Source organism: Paenibacillus eucommiae, from assembly GCF_017874215.1.
Taxonomy (GTDB): domain Bacteria; phylum Bacillota; class Bacilli; order Paenibacillales; family NBRC-103111; genus Paenibacillus_AI; species Paenibacillus_AI eucommiae.
The window spans coordinates 161,806-184,895 of sequence record NZ_JAGGLB010000012.1 but is presented as its reverse complement, the minus strand read 5'-3'; the positions used below and the strand labels follow the sequence as shown (position 1 = coordinate 184,895).

General features: G+C 46.9%; 18 protein-coding genes. 13 read left to right on the top strand and 5 right to left on the bottom strand.

Going from position 1 to position 23,090, the window contains the following annotated elements:
* The first annotated feature begins 56 nt into the window (after positions 1 to 56).
* Positions 57 to 623, top strand: a complete 567-nt coding sequence (locus J2Z66_RS18405) for a GNAT family N-acetyltransferase (RefSeq protein ID WP_209972962.1) — start codon at positions 57 to 59, stop codon at positions 621 to 623.
* Positions 624 to 625: 2 nt separating this feature from the next.
* On the top strand, positions 626 to 1,948 hold the full coding sequence (locus J2Z66_RS18400; protein WP_209972960.1) for an LLM class flavin-dependent oxidoreductase: 1,323 nt from the start codon (positions 626 to 628) through the stop codon (positions 1,946 to 1,948).
* A gap of 88 nt (positions 1,949 to 2,036) precedes the next feature.
* Here the strand turns inward: J2Z66_RS18400 and J2Z66_RS18395 are convergent, their stop codons facing one another.
* The gene (locus J2Z66_RS18395) at positions 2,037 to 2,873 is read right to left on the bottom strand and encodes an AraC family transcriptional regulator (protein ID WP_209972958.1); all 837 of its coding nucleotides are present in this window, start codon (positions 2,871 to 2,873) and stop codon (positions 2,037 to 2,039) included.
* A 295-nt stretch (positions 2,874 to 3,168) separates the two neighbouring features.
* Here J2Z66_RS18395 and J2Z66_RS18390 point away from each other — a divergent pair, with 295 nt between their 5' ends.
* The 7 genes from J2Z66_RS18390 (at position 3,169) to J2Z66_RS18360 (ending at position 12,330) form a co-directional block, all read left to right on the top strand.
* The gene (locus tag J2Z66_RS18390; protein ID WP_209972955.1) at positions 3,169 to 4,416 is read left to right on the top strand and encodes a M20 metallopeptidase family protein; all 1,248 of its coding nucleotides are present in this window, start codon (positions 3,169 to 3,171) and stop codon (positions 4,414 to 4,416) included.
* A gap of 146 nt (positions 4,417 to 4,562) precedes the next feature.
* Positions 4,563 to 6,107: an LLM class flavin-dependent oxidoreductase gene (locus J2Z66_RS18385; protein ID WP_209972953.1), complete on the top strand. Its 1,545-nt coding sequence runs from the start codon at positions 4,563 to 4,565 to the stop codon at positions 6,105 to 6,107.
* A 41-nt stretch (positions 6,108 to 6,148) separates the two neighbouring features.
* Positions 6,149 to 7,828: an ABC transporter substrate-binding protein gene (locus J2Z66_RS18380; RefSeq protein ID WP_209972951.1), complete on the top strand. Its 1,680-nt coding sequence runs from the start codon at positions 6,149 to 6,151 to the stop codon at positions 7,826 to 7,828.
* 34 nt (positions 7,829 to 7,862) lie between these two features.
* Entirely contained in the window at positions 7,863 to 8,789 is a 927-nt protein-coding gene (locus tag J2Z66_RS18375; RefSeq protein WP_209972949.1) for an ABC transporter permease, read from the top strand.
* Between the two features lie 21 nt (positions 8,790 to 8,810).
* The gene (locus J2Z66_RS18370) at positions 8,811 to 9,704 is read left to right on the top strand and encodes an ABC transporter permease (RefSeq protein WP_209972947.1); all 894 of its coding nucleotides are present in this window, start codon (positions 8,811 to 8,813) and stop codon (positions 9,702 to 9,704) included.
* Between the two features lie 49 nt (positions 9,705 to 9,753).
* The gene (locus tag J2Z66_RS18365; protein WP_245375651.1) at positions 9,754 to 11,838 is read left to right on the top strand and encodes an ABC transporter ATP-binding protein; all 2,085 of its coding nucleotides are present in this window, start codon (positions 9,754 to 9,756) and stop codon (positions 11,836 to 11,838) included.
* 18 nt (positions 11,839 to 11,856) lie between these two features.
* The gene (locus J2Z66_RS18360) at positions 11,857 to 12,330 is read left to right on the top strand and encodes a DinB family protein (RefSeq protein WP_209972942.1); all 474 of its coding nucleotides are present in this window, start codon (positions 11,857 to 11,859) and stop codon (positions 12,328 to 12,330) included.
* Between the two features lie 39 nt (positions 12,331 to 12,369).
* Here the strand turns inward: J2Z66_RS18360 and J2Z66_RS18355 are convergent, their stop codons facing one another.
* Entirely contained in the window at positions 12,370 to 13,269 is a 900-nt protein-coding gene (locus tag J2Z66_RS18355; protein ID WP_209972940.1) for an AraC family transcriptional regulator, read from the bottom strand.
* A 191-nt stretch (positions 13,270 to 13,460) separates the two neighbouring features.
* On the opposite strand from J2Z66_RS18355, the gene J2Z66_RS18350 reads away from it, so the two are divergent.
* Genes J2Z66_RS18350 through J2Z66_RS18340 form a run of 3 tightly spaced genes read left to right on the top strand, consistent with a single transcriptional unit; the run spans position 13,461 to position 16,039 of the window.
* Complete coding sequence (locus J2Z66_RS18350; RefSeq protein ID WP_209972939.1) at positions 13,461 to 13,808, top strand: cupin domain-containing protein; 348 nt, start codon at positions 13,461 to 13,463, stop codon at positions 13,806 to 13,808.
* A 26-nt stretch (positions 13,809 to 13,834) separates the two neighbouring features.
* Positions 13,835 to 14,692 carry an amidohydrolase family protein gene (locus tag J2Z66_RS18345; RefSeq protein ID WP_209972937.1) on the top strand — a complete coding sequence of 286 codons (858 nt, stop codon included), beginning with the start codon at positions 13,835 to 13,837 and terminating at the stop codon, positions 14,690 to 14,692.
* A gap of 18 nt (positions 14,693 to 14,710) precedes the next feature.
* Entirely contained in the window at positions 14,711 to 16,039 is a 1,329-nt protein-coding gene (locus J2Z66_RS18340) for an MFS transporter (protein ID WP_209972935.1), read from the top strand.
* Positions 16,040 to 17,045: 1,006 nt separating this feature from the next.
* Here the strand turns inward: J2Z66_RS18340 and J2Z66_RS18335 are convergent.
* Positions 17,046 to 17,546 carry an NUDIX domain-containing protein gene (locus J2Z66_RS18335; protein ID WP_245375650.1) on the bottom strand — a complete coding sequence of 167 codons (501 nt, stop codon included), beginning with the start codon at positions 17,544 to 17,546 and terminating at the stop codon, positions 17,046 to 17,048.
* Between the two features lie 177 nt (positions 17,547 to 17,723).
* Here J2Z66_RS18335 and J2Z66_RS18330 point away from each other — a divergent pair, with 177 nt between their 5' ends.
* On the top strand, positions 17,724 to 19,256 hold the full coding sequence (locus J2Z66_RS18330) for a ThuA domain-containing protein (RefSeq protein ID WP_209972933.1): 1,533 nt from the start codon (positions 17,724 to 17,726) through the stop codon (positions 19,254 to 19,256).
* Between the two features lie 318 nt (positions 19,257 to 19,574).
* On the opposite strand, the gene J2Z66_RS18325 is transcribed toward J2Z66_RS18330, so the two are convergent.
* Both J2Z66_RS18325 and J2Z66_RS18320 read right to left on the bottom strand, forming a co-directional pair.
* Entirely contained in the window at positions 19,575 to 21,170 is a 1,596-nt protein-coding gene (locus J2Z66_RS18325; protein WP_209972931.1) for a response regulator, read from the bottom strand.
* Positions 21,167 to 23,017 carry a sensor histidine kinase gene (locus tag J2Z66_RS18320; RefSeq protein WP_209972929.1) on the bottom strand — a complete coding sequence of 617 codons (1,851 nt, stop codon included), beginning with the start codon at positions 23,015 to 23,017 and terminating at the stop codon, positions 21,167 to 21,169. The genes J2Z66_RS18325 and J2Z66_RS18320 overlap by 4 nt, the downstream gene beginning before the upstream one ends.
* Positions 23,018 to 23,090 lie beyond the last annotated feature (73 nt).

Below are 23,090 nucleotides of genomic sequence, written 5' to 3'. Positions count from 1 at the left end.
TGCTGAAGATTTAGGTATGTGTGATTCCTAGTAGAAGGAAAGGGAGAGGATGCTTTATGGGGAATACGTCCGACACGTTCGACATTCTTATTCGGGATGCTCAAGCTTTGGATCAAGATGTTGTTCATCAATTGATACTCGAAGCCTACCAACAGTATGAAGCTGTACTGCCTGCGGAACTGTGGGATAAATATAAGGAATCAATTGGCACTGCCGTATATGGGGAAGGTCCGGAAGCAAGAATTATTGCCATTATTAAAGACGAAATTGTAGGCAGTGTGCTGATTTTTCGCTCATCAGATATTGCATATGGCCAGCCAGGTATCGATTCGCCTATAATCCGCTTGCTTGCGGTTTCGCCCAAGGCCAGAGGCAAAGGAGTTGCGACCGAGCTGATCAAAGAAAGTGTTAGACGCACCATCGCATGGGGGGCTGCAACTCTTCATCTGCATACGTCGGACATGATGGAATCCGCTGTAAGGCTGTATGAACGGCTTGGCTTTGAACGAGCGTATGACAAGGATTTGCAAAATGGCAATACATTAGTGAAAAGCTATTGGCTGAGATTAAGTGAAACAGCTATTTTAAACAATCAGGATGATTACATTGCCGGGAGGAATTAAACATGGCTAGCGATAAACAAATAAAATTCGGTGCGCTGCTGCATGGTGTCGGAGGGAACATGTCCGCTTGGCGGCATCCCGATGCTGTGGTGGACGCAAGTGTTAATTTCGAGCTGTATAAGAAATGGGTGAAGAAGGCGGAAGAAGGCAAGCTGGATCTGATCTTTATCGCAGATGGTTTATTTATTAATGAAAAAACGATCCCGCATTTTTTGAACCGGTTCGAACCTATTGCCCTTCTGAGTGCTTTGGCAGCGGTCAGCACCCACATTGGCCTTGTCGGTACATTGTCCACTTCTTACAGTGAACCTTTCACAGTAGCACGCCAGTTTGCCTCCATAGACAAGATTAGCGGGGGCCGTGCAGGCTGGAACATCGTAACCTCACCGCTTGAAGGGACGGCTTCCAATTATAGCAAAGAGCAGCACCCCGACCATGATTTACGCTACAGGATTGCCACGGAATATCTTGAGGTCACAAGAGGCTTATGGGATTCCTGGGAGGATGATGCCTTTGTAAGGGATAGAGAAACCGGCGTATTCTTCGACCCGGATAAGCTGCATACGCTGAACCATAAGGGTGAGTTTTTCTCTGTTAAAGGACCCCTTAATATTTCCCGCTCCAAGCAGGGTCAACCCGTCATTTTTCAGGCAGGTTCCTCAGAGGTTGGTAAAAATTATGCGGCTAAGGAAGCAGACGCTGTATTCACAGTCCATGCAACGCTTGATGAATCGGTGAAGTATTATCAAGAAATTAAAAGCAAGGCGGCCAGCTTGGGCAGAGCGCCCGATGAGGTCTTGATTTTCCCGCAAATCTCTCCGATTGTTGGGGAAACAGAAGAAGCAGCAGAACGTAAATATCAGGAGATTGCCAGCCTGGTGACAATTGAAAATGCGCTCCTTTACTTAGGACGTTTTTTCGAGCATCACGATTTCTCGCAGTATCCTCTGGACGAACCTTTTCCGGAACTCGGTGATTTGGGCAAAAATAGCTTCCAAAGTGGAACGGATACAATCAAAAGGGTAGCGAAGGAACAGAATTTGACGTTAAGACAGGTAGCTTTGCAAAGCGCAACACCTAAAGGTCCATTCATTGGCACACCGGCAAAGGTTGCCGATATCATTCAGCAATGGTTTGAAGCGGGTGCAGCAGATGGATTTATGATAACGTCGGTTCTGCCTAACAGCCTTGAAGATTTTGTGGACTATGTAATTCCTATTTTACAGGAACGTGGCCTGTTCCGCACCGAATATGAAAGTGATACACTGCGGGGCAATCTGGGCCTGCCGGTTCCTGCAAATCGTTATGCGAAGCAAGAGGCCTGAAACGAGGAATGGAAAGCAAAGAAAGTACTGGATAAGTACGGCGGAATCTGGCTGCCTGCGAACATTCATCCCATCCCATCCCTTCGCTTCACGTATGCTCTTTTCTCCACTGTGTAGGGCTTTTTCCAAAATTTTCTTTAAACAGCTTGCTGAAGTAGTAAATGCTTTGCAGGCCTACCGCTTCCGAAATGGCCTGTACGGTCATGGTAGTCGTTTCCAGGTAATTCTTTGCTGCATGCAAGCGCAGCTCCTTTAAGTATTGGAAGGGCGTTGTTCCATTAATTTCCTTGAAAATACGATCCAAATATGATGGATTTAAATGCACGTAATCCGCAAGCTGCTGCAGAGTGATCATGCTCATATAATTGGACTCGAGCCATCGCATGGTGGAATGAACGAGAGCTTCCTTGGCACCAAGTGCATCATAGGCAGCGGGCAGTACGCCTGGTGAATGGGTGCAATGGTCAGCTGCGAAGCTTTTAATAAGGAGGAATAGTTTGGTCATGTCCAGGGCGATAAGCTCTTTGGCAATTTTTTTATTTAAGCCATTAAGTGATTCGAGCGTACATTCAATCGAATGAAGTGTGCGTTGAATCATTACTGGTAATTCGGCTTGCCAATTCATGCTGTTTTGAGAGTGGTTCCACAGGCTGGCTTCCTCCAGAGCAGGAAAGCTTGCCGGATCGGGAATATCGATCTCTATATACCAATACCTGTAGTTTGCGGATACTTTGTTCAGGTGATGAGGGGTGTTTGGCGTGAGCAGGAACAAGCAGGGAGATGATGATTGGAGTGTTTGTCCCATCCATTGCAGCTCCACCTCTCCGTCAAGAATATACAAGATTTCATAGAAGGGGTGTATACCTCCCGATTCCAGCTGCCGATCCAGCGTATGCTCATTTGTACCGTATTTTCTTATATGCACTGTGATGCTTCCCCCTCACGCCTTTCAATTACTGCCTATCGTATACCGCTATGATAGTCGGATACGTTTTTAACGTCAAGCTCTTCGAAAGGATCTTTAGGATCTTACTGTTAAGTGCTGCTATCGGACTTTTGTATATACAAATAGAATATCTCTATTAGCCGAATAGCTGTAGAAATGATAAAGTAGATTTACGGTTAAGCCGACAAAACCAATGGGAATTATATAATTTGATGTAAAAAGGAGTCATCATCGTGATTCAAACAAAGTGCACAGCTGCAGCATCGGCATCATTATGAATACGGGACCTATTCTGAGCTATATCGAATCGTTGGAGCAAGAATTGGTTGAGCTGCGCAGGGATTTCCACAAATATCCGGAGGTTCTTTACGATGTAGGCAGAACCGCTGCTAAAGTCGCTGAGCTGTTGGATTCGTGGGGATTGGAGGTTGAACGGCATGTAGGCAAGCACTTCGGTATGGGTGTTACAGCCACTTTGCGGGGAGGGCGTCCTGGAAGGACCGTCTTGTTACGAGCCGATATGGATGCACTGCCGATTTTTGAGCTGAATGAGGTTGACTACCGATCAGAGTATCCAGGCAAGATGCATGCCTGCGGCCATGATGTGCATACAGCCATGCTGCTTGGTGCAGCTAAAGCTTTAAGCACCTTCAGGGACGAGCTTACCGGAATTGTGAAATTTGTTTTTCAACCGGCCGAGGAGGGTGCCTTGCCAAGCCCGATTGATGGCAGATTGCTTTCAGGCGGGCGTGATATGATTGAAGCCGGAATTTTGGAGGGGGTTGATATTTGCTTTGCCCAGCATGTGAAGCCGGAGCTTCCGGTAGGTACTTTGGGTGTTCACCCGAAGTATGCGATGGCAGCGTCCAGCCATTTCAAGGTGGAGTTTCAGGGAAAAGCAGGCCATCACAGCACTCCGCATCAAGCGGTGGATGCGATCCTGATGGCGGCGCAGTTCATTACAGAAGCGAAGGTAATGATGGCCAGCGAGGTGAACCCTGTCGAGCCAGCTGTATTAGCCTTTGGTACGGTTCACGCCGGATCGGCGGTTAATGTCATCGCTGACCGAAGTGAGCTTGCCGGGACGTACCGTGCCTTCAGTAAGGAAACGGTCGCAGCGATTACGGCCGGAATCCATCGCCATGGGCAAGCGATTGCGGATGCCTATGGAGGGGCTTTCGCCCTGCAGCTGCGGGAAGGAATGGCTTTGATTAACGAGAAGACAGCCGTTGAGCATGTGCTTCGGGCAGGAGGCCGCTTGCTGGGGAAGGCAAGCACGATAGTGCTGGATACTCCAAGTCTGGCTGGGGAGGATTTCGGCTGGTACCTCGATCAGAAGCCGGGTGCGCTGGTCTTCATCGGATCTGGCAGCCAGGAGGAGGGAAGCGTTCATTCCATTCATCATCCCCGGTTCAATGTGGATGAAAAGGTGCTGGTTCACGGCGCTAAGCTGCATGTGGAGCTGGTGAAAGAAGCAAACCTGGCTGATTCAGAAGGAAGAAATGCAAGCAGGCTCTTATAGATTTATTCTATTTCAGAATAGAAAAAACCTATTATCATAGTGGTTGACGGCAGGAGCCATCGATGATAAGATTTTTTCAATCCTTTAATTCATACTAAACATATAGGAATAATTTAATTTATTAGTTAGGGAGAGGTGGATTTCAAATGGCAAAACAAAGAAGTTTGAAGCTGGGGGCAATCCTTCATGGAGTAGGGGGCAATATGGCGGCATGGAGACATCCGGATGCTGTAACTGATGCCAGCGTCAATTTCGCACACTACACGGAGCTGGCCCAGAAGGCAGAATCGGGCAAATTGGATTTTGTCTTCGTAGCCGATGGTTTATATATTAATGAGAAATCAATTCCTCATTTTCTTAACCGGTTTGAGCCAATTACGATCTTGTCCGCACTCGGAGCAGTTACTTCGCGAATCGGCGTGGTAGGCACGCTTTCCACCTCTTATAGCCAGCCGTTTACCGTCTCCAGGCAGTTCGCCTCTATTGATCATATTACCGGCGGTCGTGCCGGCTGGAATATTGTTACTTCTCCATTGGAAGGCTCTGCATTAAACTACGGTAAAACATTGGAGGAGCATCCGAATCATGACAAGCGCTATCGCATGGCTGATGAATATTTGCAGGTTGCTCAAGGCTTGTGGGATTCCTGGGAAGATGATGCTTTTATCCGGGATAAGGAAACCGGCGTATTCTTTGACCCTGATAAGCTTCACACCTTAGATCATAAAGGCGAGTTTTTTTCAGTCAAGGGGCCGCTTAACATTGGCAGATCCAGGCAGGGACAGCCGGTTATCTTTCAGGCAGGCTCGTCAGAGGATGGCAAAAATTTGGCGGCCAAGGGAGCAGATGCCGTGTTCACCGGTCACGAGACGTTAGATGAAGCCAGGCGGTTTTACTACGATGTGAAAAGCAGGACGGCTGCATACGGACGCTCACCCGAGGATGTGCTGATTTTTCCTGGTATCGGTACGATTATTGGCAGCACAGAGGAAGAGGCGGAGCGCAAATATGAAGAAGTGGCAGCTTTGGTAAGTATCAAAAATGCACTTGATTACTTGGGCCGGTTTTTCGAACATCACGATTTCTCGCAGTACCCGCTTGATGAGCCGTTTCCTGAGCTTGGCGATCTGGGCCAGGAGAGCTTCCAGAGCACGACAAATAAAATCAAGCAGGATGCAAAAGAACACAACAGGACGCTTCGTCAGGTTGCACTTAGAGTGGCAACGCCCCGCACGCCCTTCATCGGGACTCCAGAGAAGGTGGCGAATTTGCTTCAGGAATGGTTTGAGGCAGAGGCTGCAGATGGTTTTATCATCGCTGCCGGCGTACCTAGCGGCCTGCATGATTTCATCGATCATGTCGTTCCGATTCTGAGAGAGCGCGGCATATTCCGCAGTGAATATGAGGCGGACACTCTTCGCGGTAATCTGGGAATAGCAGTACCGGCTAATCGCTATAGTGAGCAGCGCAAAGCAGCTGCTACGGGAACGGAGTCGTTTACGGAGCATGCCTCAGAGCAGTATACAGAGCAGTATACAGAGCAGGCAGCAGATCATGCTGCAGACCATGTTGCAGATCATGCTACAGATCATGCTACAGATCATGCTGCTGATCAGGTTCACGTTAAAGGGCAGGAGCCTGATCTGACTACGGGTCAGGTTACTGCTCAGGCGACGAAGCAAGCTATTTAATTAGATGTTCACAATCACATATAAGAGGGGGAATTTTTGCAATGGCCAAAATAGCTTGGAAGAAATACACGGCACTTACCGCAGTCTTAATGTTGGTTCTGACAGGCTGCGGCGGCAACACAGGAAAGAATGTGACAGGCGCAGCAGGCTCGAGCCCAGCTAAAGAATCGTCGGCACCAACTGCGGCGCCATCGAAGGGTCCGGTTAAGGGCGGTGAATTGACCTATGCGCTTGCGACTTCGCCGGATTTTCTGGATCCGCACAGAAGCGGTTGGGCTGTTGCAGTACGGGTGATTCGGACGCTTCATGACAGTCTGGTTGTCCAGCTGCCTGATGGCTCGATTAAGCCTTGGCTGGCAACAGAGTGGGAAATCTCTCCTGACGGACTTAGCTACACGTTCAAGCTGCGCAAAGATGTGAAGTTTCATGATGGAACCCCCTTTAACGCAGAGGCAGTGAAATACAATTTTGACCGTATTATTAATCCGGAGACGAAAGCTGGCAATGCCAGAGCGCTTGTCAGGCCCTACCAATCTTCAGAGGTTATTGATGAATACACGGTAAAGTTGGATCTTGAAACGCCATCAAGCTCCTTTTTAGGCAACGTAAGTCAAGCTTTATTAGGTATCGTGTCGCCTACAGCAGCTAAGCAATATGGGGACCAGCTCGGCAAGAATCCAGTAGGAACAGGCCCTTATAAATTTGTGAGCTGGCAGGAGAATGCGGATATAACAGTGGAAAGAAACCCGAACTACAACTGGGCTCCAGAGCTTGTTGCCAATAAAGGGCAGGCCTATCTGGACAAGGTTACTTTCAAAATCGTTCCTGAAGAAGCAACCCGAATTGGAAGTGTACAAAGCGGGCAAATACTGGCAGCTGAAACGGTGCCTCCGCAGAACATTTTAGCGCTGCAAAACGATCCTAAGCTTCAACTGTTTAAAGTAAATACAGTCGGATTGCCCTACACACTCTTTTTCAATCAGAATAAAGCACCTTGGAATGAATTGAAGGCAAGGCAAGCTCTGAAATATGCGATTGATGTGGATGCGATTGTAAAAACATTGTATCTTGGCACGTATGAGCGAGCTTGGTCGCCTCTAAGCCCAGGTATACTCGGTTATGACAAGTCGCTTGAGAACAGCTGGCAGCCCGATGTGGATAAAGCCAATCAACTGCTGGATGAGTTGGGCTGGGTTCGAGGTGCTGATGGAGTCCGTGAGAAGGATGGCAAACAGTTGACCCTTCATTATGTGGACGCTTCGCCTAACAGGGAGAAAAGAAACGATATTGCCGTTATCGTCCAACAGCAATTAAAGCAAATTGGCGTGGCTGTGAACGTTGAAATCACGAAGGATTTATTAACTGTCGTATATAAAAATGGAAACTATGATCTCCATGGCAACAGCCAGGTGAATTCCGATCCGGATGCTTTAAGAGCTATTTATCATACGCCTGCTACTGCTGGCGGTACTGGATACACAAGCTTGCCTGGGCTTTCCAGTCCTGAACTGGATAAGCTGCTGGAGCAAGGAACGGTTGAACAGGATCCGCAAAAACGGGAGGAAATCTACAAGGAGGCCCAGCAATGGATCATTAATGAAGCAGTCATTATCCCTATTTATATTTTTCCATACACAGTTGCAGCATCGAAAACCGTTGAAGGATTAAAATTCGATTCGCTTGGATACCCATTATTTAACGATGTATCGCTTGTGAAGTAAGTTTTCCTCGAGGAAAACTTTAAGGAGGTAGCTTATGCTCAGGATGATGGTAGTAAGATTTTTTACTTCCTTGCTTGTCATACTAGGATCTTTAGTGCTTGTATTCTGTATCGTTTATTTGCTTCCGGGAGATCCGGCTATGACCATACTGGATCCTGCATCTGCTACCCCGGAAATGATTGCAGAATTACGCCATCAGTTAGGCGTGGACCGGCCGTTTCATATTCAGTTCGCGTCCTATGTCACTCAGATGCTGCAGGGGGATTTCGGGAAGTCATTAATTAACAGTGAGCCGGTGCTTCCCAAAATTCTGCAGCACTTTCCGGCAACGCTGGCGTTGACGCTAGCCAGTTCTGTTATTTCTGCAACGATTGGTGTATTGCTTGGTGTGCTATCGGCGATTCACCGCAACAAGGCGATTGATATTGCAGCAAGAATCGTTGGGTTATTCGGCATCTCGATGCCTACCTTCTGGTCGGGCATCCTACTGATTCTTATTTTCTCGATTTATCTGGGCTGGTTTCCGGCAATGGGCTCGGATGGCTGGCAAACGCTTGTGCTTCCGGCCCTGACTCTGGGTATTGTCGGTGCTGGCTTTATCGTCCGGATGGTTCGCAACAGCATGCTTGAGGTAATCAACGAGCAGTTTATCGTCACCTTGCGTGCTAAGGGGATATCCGAGAAGCTGGTGATGTACCGGCATGCGCTGCGCAATGCATTAATCCCGGCTTTAACGATGATTGGCGTGCTGATGGGAGAGATGATGGCCGGAACGGTCGTCATTGAAACCGTCTTTTCCAGACAAGGCATTGGCAGGGTGATCTCGGACGCTTTAATGGCCAAGGATCTGCCCGTTGTGCAGGGAGTCGTATTTTTCTCCGCTATCGTTTATGTATGTATCAATTGGCTTGTGGATGTGTCTTATTCCAGTATTGATCCACGGGTAAGGCGGGCCCAATAGCCGCATATAAGGAGGATGAACATGAAGCAAGCTGTTGTCGTGAAGCCCTTGTGGCGGGGAAAGACGCCGCGTATCTCCATATCAGCCATACCCGGACGGTTTGCCGCTGCAGAGGTTTTCGTCTATGCAGCCGCTCTCGTTGTGGTCTTCATTATGGCTTGTGCCATCTTTCCACAGTGGATCGCCCCTTATTCTCCGACCGATATGGTGCCGGCCGATCTTCTTCAGCCGCCTAGCGCTGCTCACTTGTTCGGTACGGATTATTTTGGCAGAGATGTGTTCAGTGTGGTCGTCTATGGCAGTCGTGACTCCCTGTTTATTGGTTTTGCGTCAGTGATCGTTGGAGCTATTGTCGGGGGTTCGATTGGGGCCTTTGCCGGTTATGCCGGAGGTGTAGTCGATGCGGTATTCATGCGTTTTATCGATATTCTGATGACCATTCCCGGTATTTTGCTGGCTTTGGCCGTTGCCGCAGCGCTTGGGCCGAGCTTGACTAACATTGTGCTAGCTGTATCTTTATCCGCTATTCCAGGCTATGCACGGGTTCTGAGAGGTCAAATATTAAGCATCAAAGGCCGTCCGTTTATTACCGCTGCCAGATCGATTGGCACGCCGAGCCTCCAGATTTTTTTCAGGCATGTGCTGCCGAACTCTTGGTCGCCGCTGCTCGTGATGGCCACAATTGGACTCGGAACTTCGATTCTGGTCGGATCCGGGCTCAGTTTTCTGGGATTAGGCGTCATCAAGGAAATACCCGATTGGGGAACGCTGCTGTCGCAGGGGAGGGGCTATTTGACCGTTGCGTGGTGGATGTCTACTTTCCCTGGACTTGCAATCACTTTATTCGTGCTCTCGGTTAATCTAATGGGAGATAAATTCCGGGACTATCTTGATCCGAAGAAGAGTAGGTCTTAGCTGCTGGCTCATACTCGTTATGGGATCGCTGAGAGAAGGAGGTGGAAGCTTGAAAACACTGCTCGATATTCACAATCTAACCGTTCAATTTGCCACAAAGAAAGGTCTGCTTACAGCTATTTCGGACGTTTCTCTTTATATTCGGCCTGGGGAAACGGTCTGCCTTGTTGGAGAATCGGGAAGCGGGAAGACGATCACATCCAAGTCGGTTATGCGGCTAATCGACTATGAGAATGGCAGGATTACGAATGGAAGCATCGTGCTGGACGGTGTCGACCTGGTTCCCTTGTCTCAAAACAGCTTGAAAAATTTGCGTGGTACAAAAATGGCTATGGTGTTTCAGGAGCCGATGGCGGCTTTCGATCCGGTATTTACAATTGGCAGCCAAATTACGGAGACCATCATTCAACATAAGCAGGGCAGCAGCAAGCAGGCGTGGGATCGGGCTGTGCATTTGCTTAACCGGGTCGGTATTCCCGAGCCTGAGCTTCGTATGAAGCAGTACCCGGGGGAATTGTCGGGAGGCATGCTGCAGCGGGCGATGATTGCGATGGCGTTGGCCTGTGGACCGGAGCTGCTGATTGCCGACGAGCCAACAACAGCGCTCGATATGACGATTCAGGCGCAGATCCTTCAACTCCTGCAGGAGCTTAAAGCAGAGTTCAATATGTCGATTTTGTTGATCACTCACGATATGGGCATTGCTGCCGAAATGGCGGACCGGATTATCGTGATGTATGCTGGTCAGATTGTAGAAGAGGCTACGGTTTATCAACTGTTTGAACAGCCGCATCATCCCTACACGCAAGGCTTATTAAAGTCGATTACTACTATGGAAAGTGACCGCAGCACGAAGCTGTATTCGATCGAAGGGACCATTCCGAATCTTGCTGAGCTTCCCACGGGATGCCGGTTTCATCCCCGGTGTCCGTATGCGACAGACAAATGCGTCAAGGAAAGTCCGCCGCTGCTTACGGTTAATGGGCGTCAAGCCGCTTGCTGGTATGCGGGAGATTTGGTAGCAACGGAATCCAGCAAGCGGAGCTTGGCTGCTGCGGCTGCCGAAGATAACCGGAAAGTGGATGTCTACACCGCGGGTGAAGCAGGTCTTGATCTTGATCTTGGTCTTGGTCTTGGTCACGGTCAAGATGCAGGAAATCATTCGCGGGATGCTCATCTATTTGAAATCGAAGGTATAAGCAAATTTTATCCGTTCAAAAAAGGTTTGTTCGGCCGCAGCTCAGGCTCTGTGCGTGCTGTTCATGATGTATCCTTCCAAATTCGCAAAGGAGAAACCTTTGGTTTGGTCGGAGAATCCGGCAGCGGCAAGTCAACCTTGGGCCGGGTTATTCTTCAGCTGGAGAAGGCAACATCGGGTAAAATTGTATTTCAGGGGCAAAATCTGACGGATTTGAACGAAGGTGGATTGCGCCAAACACGGAAGAATCTGCAGATGATATTCCAAGATCCTTATGGTTCTATGAACCCGCGTTGGAAGGTTGGCGATATTATTGGCGAACCGTTGTGGGTGCATGAATCGCTTAGTATTAAGGAGAAAAAAACAAGGGTTGAGCAGCTCTTGGAAGTCGTAGGGCTGAATCCCGCATGGGCGGATCGGTATCCGCATGAATTCTCCGGCGGTCAGCGCCAAAGAATCGGTATCGCCAGAGCGATTGCGCTTCGTCCTTCGTTTGTGGTAGCTGACGAAGCGGTATCCGCCCTGGACGTTTCTGTCCAGGCCCAGATCGTGAATTTGATGCAGGATCTGCAGCGGAATTTGGGATTAACCTATCTGTTTATTGCCCATGGCCTGCACATCGTCCGTCATATCTCGGACCGGATCGGTGTTATGTACCTTGGCAGGCTGGTGGAAATTGCCGACAGCGAAGAGCTGTTCAGCTATCCTGCTCATCATTATACAAGGGCGCTTATCGATTCCATTCCTTGGCCTGACCCTACCCGCAAGCGGGAATTTATCGCCATACAAGGGGAGATTCCATCACCAGCTAACCCGCCTGCGGGCTGCCACTTTCATACCCGCTGCCCTGCAGCGACGGATCGGTGCCGGAGTGAACAGCCGGAACTGAAAGAAATACATCAAGGCCATTATGCAGCTTGCCATTATCCGGCCTAATATTGGGAGGACACAATCATGAGCCAGACCGTTATTGATATTCAATCTTATATTGACACATACCAACTGCTGAACAAGGCTATAGAGGGGTTAAGTGAAGAGCAGCTGAAATGGAAGGCGGCTGCAGACAAGTGGAGCGTTACGGAAGTGCTGTCCCATTTGGTAGATCACAACATTGTAGTTTCTTTTCGGATCAGGGAAATTCTCGCAGGCTCTGAAGTGAGGCTTCCAGCCTTCAATCAAGATCTTTGGGTAGACGGGTCGCAGGCAAGGCACGGTGATGCAAACGAGAATCTGGCTATATTCCATGCGCTGCTTATTTATAACAGCCAGCTATTTAAACGTCTGTCTTCCGGGGATTGGAGCAAAACAGGGGTGAATTTCAAAGGAGAGACGGTTAGTCTGGCCGGTGCGATTCAAGCGTTCATCAAGCATGCTCACGGTCATTTGGGTCAGATCGATCGCATCAAGCAGGCGATATCCCTAACTTGACAGATATCGCTTTGCCGCTTTACAGCTGTAACAAACCTATCATTTCAAAGCAGGCTGATCCCGGTATTCCGTTGGGGTTAAGCCTGTTTTTTGTTTGAATAATTTGCAAAAGTTGTAGCTTGATGTGTATCCGACATGCTCTGAAATAGCTTCTATCGTCATGCTACTCGTCCGCAGCAAATCCATAGCTACCTGGACACGGGTGGTGAGCTGCTTTTGCTTGAAGGAGGTGTGGTAGTATTTTTCTAAAATACGATTCGTTTGTTTGGTGCTTAAATGCAGTTGGGCTGCCAAATCATCAATCGTCAAATCTTCACGGTAGCGGTCGAAAAAATCGTCGATAATGAGGGTTCTCCTATCATCGTTCATTTTTTGCGGGATCATGAAACGGGATGGGGCAGCAGATAGAGAACGGATCAAACGGATGATCAGTTGGGTAAACAAAATCTGGATTTGACTGTAGAAGCCTACAAGATGCAACTGCATCTCTTGATAAATGTCTTCAATTAAGCAGATCGTTTGCTCCATACCCTCATCTAAAAATAAATGATACTGGATGTCAGTGAAAAAGTTGAGAAGTTCAAGGCTTTCCTGCTTTTGGAATGAATTTGACTCATGGCTGGTTTCTACAAATGTAAACTGGATAAAGTGTCTATGGAGTGGATTACCAGGCTGCATGTTGATGGAATGGTAGACGCCAGGGCCGATGAGAAGCGTTGATCCTGGCTGTAGGGGCTCTTCCCTCGAACCAATATGCAGGGTGCCGGCTCCCGAAATGAAATAATGCACTTCAAAGGCGTAGTGATTATGTTTCTGTAAACGGGCGGCAGAGATAACATCGGTTTGAAGCATCATATCGAACTGAAGAGAGCCGATATTTACTTTAATATTTAAATGCTCCAGAGAATCCGTGTTAAGATGCGGGCCGGTAATTGGCAACTGAGATCCCTCCAAACTTACGCATTAGGCGTCCTTTTTACAAGTTCAAGACGTATACTCCTATCTCCTGCTGTATCCAGAAATTTCGGACATATATAGCGGAATGATGTCTTTTTTGCACATTTAATAACCGGTGTCCGGTGAGTACAATGAAAATGAATCAACAACCATAACTCTAGGAGGCCATACAAATGATCAAGCCGTTTGTCAAAAAGCTCAGCGAATGTTCCGGTTACGCCGATGGGAATGCTACCTTCCTGTCCGTAGATGAGGCTGAAACTATTTCCAGCAACTTCGTCAGAATTAAAGAGGGAGAAACAACGCCTTCGGGTTCCATTCATGATGATGAGGAAGAGATTTATATTGTGCTAAAAGGAAAGGCCAAAATTAAGCTGAATGACACCGAGCATATTATGGAAGCGGGCGATATCGTCTACATTCCGCGTAATACGCTTCATGAAGCGGTTTGTGTTTCCAAGGAAGATTTAGAATATATTTGTGTCGCCAATTGGCCGGATAAAATGCCCGCAGCCCATTAGTCGCTCAGCAATGGAGGTTATCTAACATGATTATTGACAGTCACAATCATCCTAATTATCTCGGATATACGACGGATAAAATTTTAGCCGATATGGCCCAAAACAACATAGACAGAACCTGGTTATTGACCTTGGAAACACCGGACCATGAATATTCGCCTGCGTATTACCGGATTACGAGAGGGAATGAGGACGGTCCGATTCCTTTTACGAGCTGTTTGGCAAGCTTTCAGCAGGCTCCGGATAAATTTGTACTGGGTTACGCGCCTGACCCGAGACATCCACATGCGATTGATAAGCTGGAAGCGGCTATTGAATTATATAATGTCCGGGTATGCGGAGAAATCATGCTGCGTATGATGTATGACAATTGGGACGCCGTCCGGCTGTTTCAGTTTTGCGGGAAAAAGGGGCTGCCCGTCATCGTGGAAGTCAACTATGGAGCGGGGAGTGACGGCAGATTTCCAAATCGGCCCGGCTATTGGTATGGCGGCGGAATAGAAGCCTATGAGCGGGCGATCAGGGAATGTCCGGAAACCAATTTCCTGGGGCATGGACCCGGATTCTGGTCGCATATTTCCGCGGACGAAGGCTACAAATCGTCAGATTATCCCCGGGGAGAGGTTGCTCCTGGCGGCAAGGTCGTGCAAATGATGCGCGAATATCCTAATTTATATTGCGACTTATCGGCCTTCTCAGGCTTAAATGCGTTAAAGCGGGATGTAGAGTTTACTAAGGAATTTTTGCTGGAGTTCCAGGATCGTATTCTTTATGGTAGGGATCAGTATGATAATCACTTACAGGAATTTCTGAATGCATTGGAGCTGCCGCAGGATGTACTGGACAAAATCTATGCCGGTAATTCTCTGAGGCTTGTTCCTTGATAAGGGGCGGGCAGGAACATGTTGCGGCTTAACCCCTCTGTGCGATATTCACATGTGCAAATTTTGCTGTACAGTATATTTACGACGTTAACTACCGGTGTTTTCTTGAATGACTATTTACTGAAAATTGGCTTTACCGAATATCACTTTGGAGTACTGTACGCATTGTTTTATTTGCCTGGTGTTATTGCTTTTCCGATTTCTTTTTATGTCAACACCATTGTCCGCAAAAGGCTGTTTTTCAACCTCTTTACGGCGCTGTCGTTAGTACTGGCGGCTGTTTTTACCGCTGCTCCTTATGTACCCGGGATTGGGCCGGGAGCACTCATCTGGGTTTCGATTCTATCTCTGGGCGGATCGAATATTGTGGTAGGTATCGGGCGCATCGTGCTGTTTCCTTGGCTGTATCATATTGTGGGTGCGAGCGGCTGGGTGCGCTTTTTTTCCATTCGTCAGGGCATTATTTTTGGCATTTCCATGGTATGCACACTCGGTTTCGGGTGGGTGCTGGATAATCCGAAGCTGTATGTATCTACAGGCTTTTTTGTGCTGGCTATGCTGGCTGGAGCTGCCTCTGTTTTGTTTTCCAGATATATTCCTGAACATCCGCCGGGGTCCCCGGCACCTGTGGAGCCTCCGAAGCGTGCAGAGCTCTCGAAACGTTTAGAGCCTTCGAAATGTGCAAAGTCCAAAGAGCCTAAGCTGAATATGCTTTATGTTTGGAGCATTATTAAGCAAATAAGCGGCAGCAGGGGATATTTAGGCTTGTTAATCTATAATATTCTGCTGTCCTTTGGAATCGGGTTGTTCACGCCCTTAGTATTTCCTTATCTGATAACGGAGATCGGCATAAGCAGTACGCATATTTCCATCTATCAAACGCTGATGATGATCACCAGTGTTATCGCTCTCCTGATGCTGACAAGGCTGGATGGGCGGAAGGGGAATCTGGCGGTACTCAGAGGATTCAGCTCGCTGCTGTGGATCATCCCGATGCTGCTGCTGCTGATCCCGTACTTACCTGTATTTTTTTCTTATCTCTTGTTTGCCCTTGGCGTCACCTGCAGCTATGGTCTTTTGCTGACAGCGGCAGGGACAGTGATGTTTAATCTGTTTTTAGAGTATACGCCTGAATCAAATAAAACGGTCTACTTGGCTTTGATTGAATGTACAAGAGCAGTTTCGCTGTCTGTAGGGTCCTATATAAGTGGCTTTACCGTACAGCATGCGGGCAGCCTAACGGCATTTGGATTACCGATGAGCGGGTATCAAGGGGTGTTTATAAGTTCTGTTTTCTTTATGGTTGCAGCTTATGTTTTAATTTTGAGATTAAGACAACCTGTTTAAGACGACCTGATTAATAAAACCTGACTCGGATGGCGGGTACTGGGGGAGTACAATAAACTTTATTATTGAGGAAAGCAGGAACCCTTACCATTTTTGGATGGTGGGGGTTTATTTTGTGAACTTATTCTGGCGTTACACGCCAGAAAGTATAAGTTTTTTGGGTGATGCCTGGAATGAAAAATTCCCGAATACACAGTGTAGCTTTACAGTGGGAAAGTGGACGGTGTGACTCTTCATCCTGCGAGGGAGTCAGAAAGGAAGCTTAGATTATCCTATCGCCACTATCCCTCTCCCTCAGGAAAGTAACTTCTACTGACAGTCCGTTATCCGTTTGATCGTGGCAGGTTCGGCACTTTTTAGTTGAGAGGGAAGGGATCAGGGGAGGAAGAGTGGTAGTAGCAGTAGCAGTAGCAGCCCACCCTCGCTGAAATGAGCGTGTACTCCACTTAAGACGATGTTTTTCATCGTTAAAAGAGGCAGGATGGCCTCTCAGGGTGGTTAAAAGGGATTTTAACGATGATTTTCATCGTTAAAGCAGGGTTGTGGGTGTGAGGATCTGCTACTTTAACGATGAAAAACATCGTTAAAGTAGCAGATCCTTCTCACCTGCGCGTGCTCTTCTTCCCCAGCGCCCGCGCCCGCTAGGAAATCTCTACTAATCAAAAGAAAAAGCCTTGCTGGCTGTCCGTTTGAGCTTGGTGTTCGTGTGATTCGTGCGATTGTAGCCAAAGAGAGGTAAGTGGTGTGGGTGGAAGAGCGAAAGCGTCCGCCTTTAAAGATTTGTTCCTACCTCTTCATCCTTTCCGTTCAAGGGAACAAATCTTTAACAGCGGCTGAAGCCCACAGCCATTCCCTCATTTTTACGGCGCTTGCGGACATGAAAGCCGTTATTGATGCTGAAACTGCTTCAAATTCACGAATTTAAGGAAAATAACGGAACGTATGTCCATAAGCTAAGCCTCATTTAATGTCCTATATAGGAAATAAAGTGAGTAAAGATGAAGTCTCATTTCTCTGCTTGTATTTCATGTTCCTCTACATAATTTCGATAGCCTTTTCCATTGTAAAAATTAATAATATCAGCTGCTATTTCAGGATAAATTTGAACTGAATGTAATTCAGCCAGGGGGATCCACTTTACACCAATTTGATGAGGGTCTGGGGAGGCTGGAAGCTTTGCAACTGAGTTCTCTATCAGGCTGCATTCAAATGTAATCCCTACAGAATGGACATCGCCGTAAAGATTGTTGTTTTTGGCAGGCTGGTATTCATATACAAATGCGACGGAACCAACCTCAATATCAACGGAGGCTTCTTCTTTTGCTTCGCGCTTAACAGCTTCAACTAATGTTTCGCCAGACTCTACTCCACCTGCAGGAAGATTGTAATGCACGCCATCATCGTCATCATTTTTGAACTCTATCAGCAGAATAGCACCGTTTTCGATAATCAATGCTCCTGCTCTAAGCCTGAATTTCTCCATAGTTTCCTCCTTTTTTTCCTCCATCGTTTTCCACCATTTATGCAGCCTGTAATGTTCTTTTATGGAATTGTAGTTTCTTCTTTTTCTGGACTTCTGGACTTATAGATATGAAAAAAAGAACTGGGGACATTCACTTCTGTCATGAATCGAGTTAACTTAATAGTAGCAGACAAACATTTGGATAAAAAGGGGACAGGAAGAATGAAGGCGAAGAAAATTGTGATTTTAGCTTGTGATCCAAGTCATCCTGCTGATTTTCATGAATATGAGAAAACGGCGCAATTGTTTAAGGTTGCCCTCGAGCATTCCAATGTTGGTGGACAGGTTAAGGTGGAATATTACGCAAAAGGTTGGCCTGATGATGAAACTACTTTTGAGACAACGGATCTTATTGTAGCGTATACGGATGGCCGGGATGGCGATTTGTCCAAGGATGTTCCTTTCGTTTTAGATGGGCGTATGCAAAAGATGGAGCGTTGGATGAAGCGCGGCTGTGGCTTGATGCTGATTCATTTTTCGACTTTTTTTACCCGTGAAGAGGGGCAGCGCATTATGAATTGGGCAGGCGGTTATTTCGAGTGGGAGGATGAACAGGGTGAGCGGAACTGGTATTCAAGGATTGACACTGGTCAAAGGTTTCAGCTAAGTCAAGAGGTTCACCCGATCACAGAGGGAGTTTCGCCTGATTTGTATTTAAATGATGAGGTGTATTTCCAGCTTCGCTTCGGAACCGGGGATGAGCGGCTAATTCCGATTGGCTGCGTGCCAGAATTTGCAGATGAGCAGAATCCGTTAGCTAACGTGATTGCCTGGGCCGTTGAACGCGAAGATGGCGGAAGAGGGTTCGGTACGACAATAGGACATGCTTATCGTTTGTGGAAGGATGAGAATTATCGCCGGCTAACCTTGAATGCGATTGTGTGGACAGTTGGGCTGGAGGTTCCGGCAGGAGGCGTTCGTTCCAGATTTTACTCTGATGAGGAATTGAACCAAGCACTTATTGGGGTAAGTGGGCTGGAGCGTTCCCATGTTGTGTCAGAACAAATTCGGGTACTGCTGTTATCTGGAAATGAGCATCATAAATGGCATCATTGGGAGGAGACGATGCCCGCTATCATTGAAGCGCTTGAGGAGGATCCACGTGTAAAGGTTGATGTGATCCTGCAGGCAAATGAGCTGGCGGAGCTGGATTTAGCCCGGTATGATGCTATTGTGCTGAATTACTGCAATTGGCACGATCCGCAAGGCTTACTGGAGAAGTCCAAGTCCAATTTGCTCCGCTATTTAGACAACAGCGGTGGACTGGCCGTGCTGCATTTCTCGAACGGCAGCTTTCATTTCTCCCTTCCGGATGCCGGGGCATCTGACTGGCCGGAGTTTAGATCTATTGTTCCCCGGGTGTGGAATCATCAAGGTTCGAGCGGTCATGATCATTACGATTTCATGGATGTGCAGCCGCTGGACACGAATCATCCAATCGTTGCGGGCATACCCCCATTTACGATTAAGGATGAATTGTATTTTAATCAGGAGGGGGATGCTCCAGTTGAGGTACTTTGCAGCGCCCATTCCAAGGTGACGGGGCAGGAAGAGCCATTAGTTTGGCTGCATACCTATAAGTCTGCCCGGGTGTTTCAATCGCTGCTCGGCCATAGCGCAGAAGCATATGCGGCTCCAGAGGCGCGGACACTTCTCAGAAGGGGAGTCCTTTGGGCAGCTAGAAGGGATTACTAATATTGTAAAGACAAGAGTGCTATTATTTAAGCACTTTTTCTTTGTATATATGTATACAACGATATTGGACCTGACGAATAGGCTATTAGTCAAAGTGTATTTAGGATTCGATTACTCTAAGAGACTTTCGCACAACCTTATATGGAACTATCCTGACCGTTTAACTGAATTTATCCATGGCCAGGCAGCATAAATTCTGCTTGATTGAAAAAGGAGTAGGTGTCAACGTTGGGGACGTTTTTACCTACTTCAAAACGAGTACTCTACTGTCGTTTTTTTGTTAGTGAATCTCTGTTAGTCGTTTGGGAATCTCACCCATCAGTTGTTTTTAAAATCGCTTGGCGTCTGCCCGGTGATCATTTTAAAAACCCTGCTGAAATAGTGATGGTCTCTGTAGCCAACGAGCTCGGCAATATCCTTCAGCATCATATCCGGATGATCGCGGATCAGTTCCTTTGCTTTTTCCATCCGCAGCGCCGTGAAGTATTCGACAAAAGAGGCATCCGCATAATTTCGGAACAGATTGCACAAGTAGGTGTTCGATACTTTAAAGATTTCGTTAAGCTGGGTCAGGCCGATGGGCTCGTTAAGGTGCGATTGCAAATAATGCTGAATGCTTTCAAAGAGCGCTTTGGTGTTAGTAGGGCTGGGCTTGCCGGATTGAAGCTGCAGCAGCTCCGTGATCATGTCCCAGCAAAATTGGGCCGCCTCCTCAAAGGAAGCAGCTGTGTATAAAATCTCCTCGATGCGATTCTCCAAGGCTTTGCTGACGATGGCATCGGAGGCTTGCAAATGCCGTTCCATAAGGCGAATCAGCCTCTTCATGCTTTTTTCAATATAAATACTTGGGCATTGCTCGGATTGCCAGATTTTAAATAGCTGGTGAAATTCCTTGCTTAATGCCGCCTCATTTTTTTTCGAAATCAGGGAAAGTATTTTTGTTTCCATCTGATTGGTCAGTTGGGTGAAGATTTTCTGGGGCTGCTTCGTTCCTTCCTGAGAGCTGATCATTTGGGCGCTTCCAATAACCAGACGGTTATAGAGCACATTCAAGAGCTGGTGTATTTCTTCTCTGAGATTGGCAAGGCTGTCTAACTGCTGGCTGTATGTCACAGAAACCGGGACTCCGCCAAATGAAAAATAGGTCTGGGTCGCTTGTGCAATAAAATGTAGTTGCTGCTCGTCAGCTTCGTGAAGGCCAACAACAATGATCAATGAACGCCGATCCTGCGAATTGAAAATCCAGATAGAGCTTAGCGATCCCACTATTTTTTGCAGGTTATGGATATAGGTTTCATGCATATTTTCGCTTTGTTGGATAAAAAGACGATCCTTGTGGTTGACAGCTTCAAGCTTCTGTACGGCAAGCACGTAATAGGCTGCGTACTCACATATCGTCTTCGTTTTAGCTTCCGTGATATGGTTACTGCTTATCATCTTTGCACTTGCATCCGGAACGCTATTACTGTTTAGCGGCAAATTGGACTCTATGAGGCTCTGAATAACCTCCTTGCTTTGCCTGTATTTATGATGGGCAATTTGCGGCAGCATACGATGAAGCAGCTCCTTAACGAGCTTCGGCTCAATAGGCTTGAGCAAATAATCCGCCACATTCGCACGGATCGCTTCTCTCGCATAATCAAATGAGGGGTACCCGCTGATGAATACGATCGCTATGTCCGGGTGATCCTGTTGCAAGCATTTGGAAAGCTCAATTCCATTCATATTGGACATTTTGATATCTGTGAAAATAAGATCAGGCGGAGTGTCCGAAATGAACCGCAGCGCTTCCTGGCCGCTATAAGCCTCACCGATAATATGGGCCCCGGCGGTATGCTCCCGGTTGTAATCTTCAATAATGCGTCTAAGCTTATCGATAAAAATCGGCTCGTCATCAACTAATAAAATATTCATGGGCTCTCCTCTTGGCTGTGTTCATCTGATTCATCTGGAATCCATCCTGATATAGAAATACATGTGCCATAATCTGCATTGTTGCCAATTCTGAACGCTATGCGGTTTTTGAAATACAGCTTAAGCCTGGCATAGGTACTGATAATTCCCATTCCTCCCAGGGTAAGCTGCTCTTTTTTGGGAAAGACATGAATAGGCCTCTCATACATTTCCATCTTCTCGTGCAGGCTCTTTAGCTGTTCCGGGTCAATTCCACTGCCATTATCCAGAATCGTTATGTACCAACGGTCACCCTCTACAATTCCGCGAATCGTTATGACGAGTCCCCGATCCATATGCTGAAATCCGTGATTGATTGAATTTTCCACCAATGGCTGCAAGGTCAGCTTGGGAATGGAGATGCGCTTCATTTCTTCCGGCAGTACCAGTTCAAACTGAAGCCGGTGCCTGTAGCGGGTTTGCATGAGCTCCAAATAGTCGCGCGCAAAGCTCATTTCCTGTTCGAGTGTGGTGATAGGATTCGTTTGAATGACCGTGTATCTTAAGAAGCTTGCTAGTTTATGACACACATCTGCTGCCTTGGTCCCGCCCTCCTCCTCCGAGAAAATAGCAATTACACCCAGCATATTAAATAAAAAGTGAGGATTGATCTGGGCCTGAAGCACTTCAAATTGTGACTGCAGCTCCATCGTCCGAAATTGAACGATTTCTTCTAAGGAATTTTGCAGCCGTTCGTTCATCGTGCGGAAGGAACGATTCAACAGCTCTATTTCGTCCATCTTAAATTCATTGTTTATTTTTATTTTCTTATCATCCAAGTCTACGGAATCAATGACCTTTCTAAGCTTTGTAATCGGATAGGTTAACGTTTTGGAAAGAATATAGAAGACGAGAATTGATAATGAAATAAGCAGGAAAACGGCTGCAAAAGTGACATTGCGAAAAATAAGCAGGGACGCAAACAATTTGTTTTCTGAGACTGCGTAAGCAATCGTATAATCTGTTTTCTGGGATCGTTGAAAAATAAGGCTCTCTGTATTTCCATGATGACGAATCGATTGTTGTCCATTATTCATAGCAGAGGGGATGATAGCATTAAATTCCATTAATCTGCTGATGTTGTTGTCTTTAAAATTGGCATCATTGGAGTACAACACATCAGTTTGGTTAAACAGAGTGAGAGAAGCGCTTGGAATACTGGTGAGCTTTACCGGCTTGATTAAATCGTCCGCCCGAATCTGAACCTCCAAATAGCCGATATTTACACCGTTCCATTTCATTCTCCGCAGAAAGGAAAAGACGGGAACCGGATCACCATCTGCACGCCAATGATCCTGGCTTGCATATTCCATTACCATAGCGCCATCAGCAAGCTGCGGCTCCTGCAACCAATCCGCGTCCTCGCTCAAGCTGTCCAAAACAGATTTGTCATACGGTTGATTCGAAAAGAAAAGCCCATGCTCGTTGAAAATATTAATCCGGTAAATATTTTTATTGATTTCCGATAATAATGTTATATTGTTATCTATCAGAGTGTAAGCATTTAATACTTCTGCGTCATTTTCCATGAGCATTAAATTTTGCAGCGCCTGCACCACGCTTACTTGGGAACCGCTTCCATCACGTTTCAAATAAAGCTGGGTTGTAATGTTCTCATACTGATTGGCGTAAATGTCCAGGCTTTCACTGATCCCGGCGACCGATTGCTGAATACCTGCAAGGATATTTTTCTTGGTCGTATTTTTCAGGTAATAATACATGGGAATGCTAATAATGAGGGTGAAAATAATCAGGAAAATCGAGTAGGTCACAAATAATTTGGTCTGAAATGTTTTAAATGAGAACATGATGTTCACCTCAATATGTCGAGATTAACACAAAGCGGGGGAAAAAACTACCCATGCTCAGGTATTGAATCAT